Origin of the sequence: Siminovitchia sediminis (assembly GCF_042680885.1) — a bacterium.
In the GTDB taxonomy this organism is placed as follows: Bacteria; Bacillota; Bacilli; order Bacillales; family Bacillaceae_C; genus Siminovitchia; species Siminovitchia sediminis.
In genome coordinates, this window is sequence record NZ_JBHUEO010000062.1 from 52,373 (window position 1) to 58,039 (window position 5,667).

The 5,667-nt window shown below is 43.6% G+C and carries 5 protein-coding genes; all 5 read right to left on the minus strand.

The genetic code is table 11. The features are described 5' to 3' along the window. On the minus strand, positions 1-598 hold a 598-nt coding region (locus ACFSCZ_RS15935), incomplete at its 3' end, for an SH3 domain-containing protein (protein WP_380775233.1). Positions 599-677: 79 nt separating this feature from the next. Continuing rightward, a complete protein-coding gene (locus ACFSCZ_RS15940; protein ID WP_380775235.1) occupies positions 678-1,478 on the minus strand; it encodes an arylamine N-acetyltransferase in 801 nt (266 codons plus the stop codon). A 570-nt stretch (positions 1,479-2,048) separates the two neighbouring features. Further along, positions 2,049-3,479: an Asp-tRNA(Asn)/Glu-tRNA(Gln) amidotransferase subunit GatB gene (gene gatB, locus ACFSCZ_RS15945; RefSeq protein ID WP_380775237.1), complete on the minus strand. Its 1,431-nt coding sequence runs from the start codon at positions 3,477-3,479 to the stop codon at positions 2,049-2,051. Between the two features lie 13 nt (positions 3,480-3,492). After that, positions 3,493-4,950: an Asp-tRNA(Asn)/Glu-tRNA(Gln) amidotransferase subunit GatA gene (gene gatA, locus ACFSCZ_RS15950; protein ID WP_380775239.1), complete on the minus strand. Its 1,458-nt coding sequence runs from the start codon at positions 4,948-4,950 to the stop codon at positions 3,493-3,495. Positions 4,951-4,962: 12 nt separating this feature from the next. Next, positions 4,963-5,253 carry an Asp-tRNA(Asn)/Glu-tRNA(Gln) amidotransferase subunit GatC gene (gatC, locus tag ACFSCZ_RS15955; RefSeq protein ID WP_380775241.1) on the minus strand — a complete coding sequence of 97 codons (291 nt, stop codon included), beginning with the start codon at positions 5,251-5,253 and terminating at the stop codon, positions 4,963-4,965. Positions 5,254-5,667: the final 414 nt, after the last annotated feature.

Here is a 5,667-nt window from a genome sequence, read left to right on the forward strand (position 1 = left end):
TGGATGTTTGGAACGATGGTGCACTTCCTGATAAGTAGGTACTGCTTACATATCCGGTCCTGCCGTTATAGTTGATCTGAGCCCAGCCCTTGGACTCCGAGTATACCGTCACCTTGGTGCCAGACGACAAACTGCCGATCACACTGCCGCTTGTCGATGACTTGCTTCTTACGTTTAATGCAGATCCTGGATTGACGTTCACATATTTTGTCATTGTTTTTGTCTGAGTGGGTGCGGGGGCAGATGTTCGTTGAGTTCCGGTGGTTGCTGCCTTTCCGGACAAATATTTTGAACTGACATATCCTACCTGTCCATTAGCGGCTACTTTTGCCCATCCATTCGATTCGGAGTGAACAGTAACTTTTGTGCCGGCCGGTAATTTACCGACTACAGCTGAGCTGGTGGATGCGCTGCTTCGCAGGTTAAGAACCGATCCTTTGTTCACATTGACATACCTGGTATCCATTTGAGCTTTTACTGCAGGAGGATCCGCTGCTTGAACGGCCTCTTCAAAGGCTACAGTCGATAAAGCGGCAAAGCACAAACTGGGAATAACAATCTTCTTTTTCAACTCTTCACTTCCTTCCGTCAAATCCATATATTGATATCCTACCACAATTTTCCTCTATATTTCTTGTACTCTATACTTTTATCGGATATTTTGTCAAATAATTAAACTAAAATAGTTGAATTCCTCTTTCTTTCAAGAAAGTCAGTGCCGGATCCAAAGAAGTTTTATCTAAATGATAGATTCCATGGATGAGATTTACCCACCTTTCCCGATCATTGATATGCCACTCACTTATATTCCGGAATGTCATAATCTTCATCGTTTTGTTTCTTAGGAAAAAACATTGATGTCCGTTAAACCGTACAGCAGTAATTCTCCTCATGGTGATGTTTTTATCATCGTCAGCGTATGAATCATCTATATCGTTTAAAATTTGTTCTTCAGTCAGCGGATGCCACTTGATCACTTTTTTCACAAATGACTTGCCATTTGAACGCCTGTCTATTTCATATTCATCTGTTTTACTGTTTGTAAAAATAATTTCTTCACCAAAACCATGGAGCATATGCCTGGGCTTTACTTCCAATTCTACCGGCTTCATAATCGGTGAACCGTACCCTACATCTACATACAACCTCTTTCCATTGATATGAACCATGATAGCAATATGCCCCGGATCCACTCTGACCAAAGAACAATTATAACCCAATTCAGAAAGGAGACGGGCAAAGTTCATGTTCAGCGTGAAGCAAGTGCCCCCCCAGCCTTTTTTCGTTAAATTTTCTACAAAAACGGGAAAGGAAGGGACGAATTCAGGACCCTTTAAGTAATAATAAAACTTGCTGAAAGTTTCATAGGGAACGAGCGTTAAATGATGCTGGATGAGTCTTTGCAGGTAATTGACTGTTGGGGCTTCCTGTTCTAACCGCAAGTGCTTGATGTATTGGCGGACAGCAGTTTCCATCATGAGACACCTCCCGCAGCAACAGATGGATTTCAAATTTGATTATACTATACTTTGTTTAATACTAAGTGGCAGCCTCGGGTTTTTAACAAGGTTGTAATCTTCAATTTGAAACTGCGGTAGATTTTATTAGCGAGAAAAACCTTTACCGATCCTACGCTTATTACTCCACTTATAAATATGTGTGAATTTCCATCAGATTAAGATCATATAGCACTTCACGCAACCATTCCTTTTTCTAGTTCATTCTCTTGGGTTCTTAAACATCTAGAGGACCGATTCTGAGATGTCTCTTTCTCTTTGAGAGCCATGAACCATTCTAGACGATTGATTTTGAGGTGTCTACTTCTGATTGGGTGTCATGAACTAAACTCTAGAAGACCTTTATTCCTCAACCTCAAATACTTCAGGGTTCTTAAACCTTCATGGCTGCGCTCCTCCTGTTTGGGTTCTTGAATTACAATTACTACTGGCTCCCACCTTGGTTGTTTCTCCATTTCCAGCAGCCTGGCGCCTCGCTGAAATAAAAAGACAGCTTCCTCCATAAAATGAGGCAGCTGTCTTTTAACGCATTTATCTTTTTTCAATTTCCTGCTTAAGGAGTTTGTTGACAAGCGGAGGGTTGGCCTGCCCTTTTGTGGCTTTCATTACTTGTCCGACCAGGAAGCCAAGCGCACGACCTTTTCCGTTCTTAAAGTCATCGATAGATTGCTGGTTATTATCCAGGACTTCACTGATGATCTTAAGAAGTTCGCCTTCATCAGAGATTTGAACAAGTCCTTCTTCTTTAACGATGGTCTCCGGGTCTCCACCTTTTTCTATCAATTCGCTGAAAACCTTTTTCGCAATTTTAGAGGAGATGGTGCCATTTTCAATCAGCTTGATTAAGCCTGCCAATCCTTCGGGCGTTAATGCGACGTCTTTGAGCTCTTTCTGCTCTGCGTTCAAATATGCAGAAACTTCTCCCATCAGCCAGTTGGACGCCTGCTTTGCATCCGCCCCTGCTGCTATAGTTTCCTCAAAGAAATCGGACATTTCTTTGGTCAGGGTCAATACCATGGCATCATATGCCGGCAGTCCCAGTTCACTGACGTAACGCTGCTTACGCGCATCCGGAAGCTCGGGAATTTCTGAACGGACTCTTTCCTTCCACTCTTCATCAATGGTTAATTTCACAAGATCCGGCTCGGGGAAGTACCGGTAATCATCCGCTGTTTCTTTGACACGCATCAGAATGGTCTTACCCGACGCTTCGTCATAACGGCGTGTTTCCTGTAATATTTCTCCGCCTGAAAGCAGTACTTCTTCCTGACGTTTTTCTTCATATTCCAGGCCTTTCTTAACGAAGTTAAAAGAGTTCAGGTTCTTCAATTCGGTTTTTGTCCCAAATTCTTTTTGACCTACTGGGCGCAATGATATATTGGCATCGCAGCGGAGGGATCCTTCTTCCATCTTACAATCAGAAACACCGGTAAATTGAATAATCGATTTTAACTTTTCCAAGTATGCATAAGCTTCTTCCGGTGAGCGCATATCCGCCTCAGATACGATTTCAATCAGCGGTGTGCCCGCACGGTTCAAGTCTACAAGGGAATAGCCTTTTCCCGTATGGGTCAGTTTACCGGCATCTTCTTCCATATGTACCCGGTTGATGCGGATTTTTTTCTTCTTACCGTTGACTTCAATTTCAATCCAGCCATTTCTTCCGATCGGATTGTCCTGCTGTGAAATTTGGTATGCTTTCGGATTGTCCGGATAAAAATAGTTTTTCCTGTCAAAGTCCGTTACCGTAGCAATTTCGCAGTTCAGGGCCATTGCTGCTTTCATAGAGAATTCAACCGCACGCTTGTTTACAACCGGCAAAACTCCGGGATAAGCAAGGTCTATAACAGTAACATTCGCATTTGGCTCAGCGCCGAAATGGTTTGGTGCCGGTGAAAAGATTTTGGAATCTGTTTTTAATTCAACGTGTACTTCAAGTCCTATAACCGTTTCAAAATTCATATGGTTTCACCCCTTACAATTGTGGTCTTTGCTCATGAAATTCTGTTGCTTGTTCAAACGCATGAGCCACGCGATAAATGGTTTCCTCATCAAAATAGTTTCCGATCATTTGAAGGCCGAGCGGCAGACCGTTTGTAAATCCGCAAGGAACAGAAATAGCCGGAAGTCCTGCAAGATTTACTGGAATGGTTAACAAGTCATTTGCGTACATGGTCAGAATATCATCAACAACTTCCCCAATTCGATAAGCAGGAGTTGGCGTAGTCGGACCGATGATCACGTCATATTTAGAAAGAATCTCATCAAAGTCTTTTTTGATCAAAGCGCGTGCCTGCTGGGCTTTTTTGTAATAAGCATCATAATACCCTGCGCTGAGTGCAAATGTACCGAGCATAATACGGCGCTTGACCTCATCGCCAAAGCCTTCGGAACGAGTCTTTTTATAAAGTTCAAGCAAGTTTTTCGGATCTTCGGTTCTATAGCCGTAGCGGACACCATCAAACCGTGCCAGGTTGGATGAAGCTTCAGAGGATGTCACAATATAATAGGAACCCAAGCCGAACTCTGAATGAGGCAGGGAAACTTCTTCCCATGTAGCTCCCAGCTTTTCCAACACTTTTAACGAAGAAAGGACAGCTTCTTTAGATTCTTCGCTGACACCTTCTCCGATATATTCTTTAGGCACAGCGATTTTCATTCCGCGAATATCCCCTGTCAGGCTTTTCACATAGTTAGGGACTTCCCGGTGAATCGATGTAGAGTCACGGTGATCATGGCCGGAAATAGCCTCTAAAACAGCTGCATTGTCTTCGACTGTACGCGTAATGGGGCCGACTTGGTCAAAAGAAGATGCAAATGCCACAACTCCCCAGCGGGAAACTCTTCCGTATGTTGGTTTCATTCCAACCACACCGCAAAAAGCTGCAGGTTGTCTGATAGATCCTCCTGTATCTGTTCCGAGGGAAAACATGACTTCTCCTGCCGCTACTGCTGCAGCAGATCCCCCGGATGAACCTCCAGGAACATAATTTGTATTCCACGGATTGTATGTAGGGTGAAAATAGGAAGTTTCTGTCGTAGATCCCATGGCAAACTCATCCATGTTCGTTTTTCCAACGGTCAATGCTCCCTGGGCATTCAATTTTTCCATCACCGTTGCATTATAAATAGGATCGAAGTTTTCGAGCATTTTGCTTGCACACGTGGTTAACAAGTTTTGTGTTACGATATTATCCTTAATGCCAGAAGGAATACCGAATAGAGGATGTTGAGATGCATCAGTTCCTAATTGCTCGTCCAGTTTCTTTGCTTGAGAACGCACATTTTCCTCATCAACTGTAATAAAAGCTTTGACTTTATTTTCTATATCATTGATTCTTGAAAGGGACTGATCCACAAGGTCAGAAACCGTCACTTCTTTTTTATGTATAAGTTCCTTTACTTCGGATATATTACGGTCTATTAATGACATGTAGCTTCCTCCTTACTCCAAAATTTGTGGAACTTTAATTAATCTGGCTTCGCGTTCCGGTACATTTTTCATAGTTTCTTCGATTGGAAGCCCTTCAACCGGCTCATCTCCACGCATAACATTCTCTTGGATAAATACATGAGACATTGGTGTAACATTCGTTGTATCCAGTTCATCCAGCTTTTCCACCATTTTAATAATGTCATCCAGCTGGCTGCTGAATTGTTCTGCTTCTTCCTCACTAATTTCCAAACGGGCTAGTTCTGCAATGTGATACACTTTCTCTTTCGTAATTTCTGACATTTATTTCCACCTCCTGTTGGAATTCGACCAATCGCAATATTATTGATAATAGCAGAAAAAGCAGGGGCCAGGCAAGAGTGAGCAGGGGTGCGTTCTGTCTGGCTGTAGTAAAAATGTAAAATCCTGCACTTCGTTGCTTGCCTAAAAAAGCTGCCACCCGGAAATCTTGTCGCCCCTGGGCAGCCGCCCTGCACTTTTCTTGTGTCCAGCTACGGGCGGCAGGGGCTCGAGGTCGCTTCGGAAAAAACATGAAGGCAAAGGACGCCTTCTCTGCTTTTTCCTCCAGCGCTTGTCGCCCCTGGGCAGCCGCCCTGCACTTTTCTTGTGTCCAGCTACGGGCGGCAGGGGCTCGAGGTCGCTTCGGAAAAAACATGAAGGCAAAGGACGCCTTCTCTGCTTTTTCCTCCAGCGCTT

Bases quoted from the DNA above. Each gene is read 5' to 3' on its own strand.
- ACFSCZ_RS15940 (WP_380775235.1), bottom strand. From the start codon at position 1,478: ATGATGGAAACTGCTGTCCGCCAATACATCAAGCACTTGCGGTTAGAA.
- gatB (WP_380775237.1), bottom strand. From the start codon at position 3,479: ATGAATTTTGAAACGGTTATAGGACTTGAAGTACACGTTGAATTAAAA.
- gatC (WP_380775241.1), bottom strand. From the start codon at position 5,253: ATGTCAGAAATTACGAAAGAGAAAGTGTATCACATTGCAGAACTAGCC.
- gatA (WP_380775239.1), bottom strand. From the start codon at position 4,950: ATGTCATTAATAGACCGTAATATATCCGAAGTAAAGGAACTTATACAT.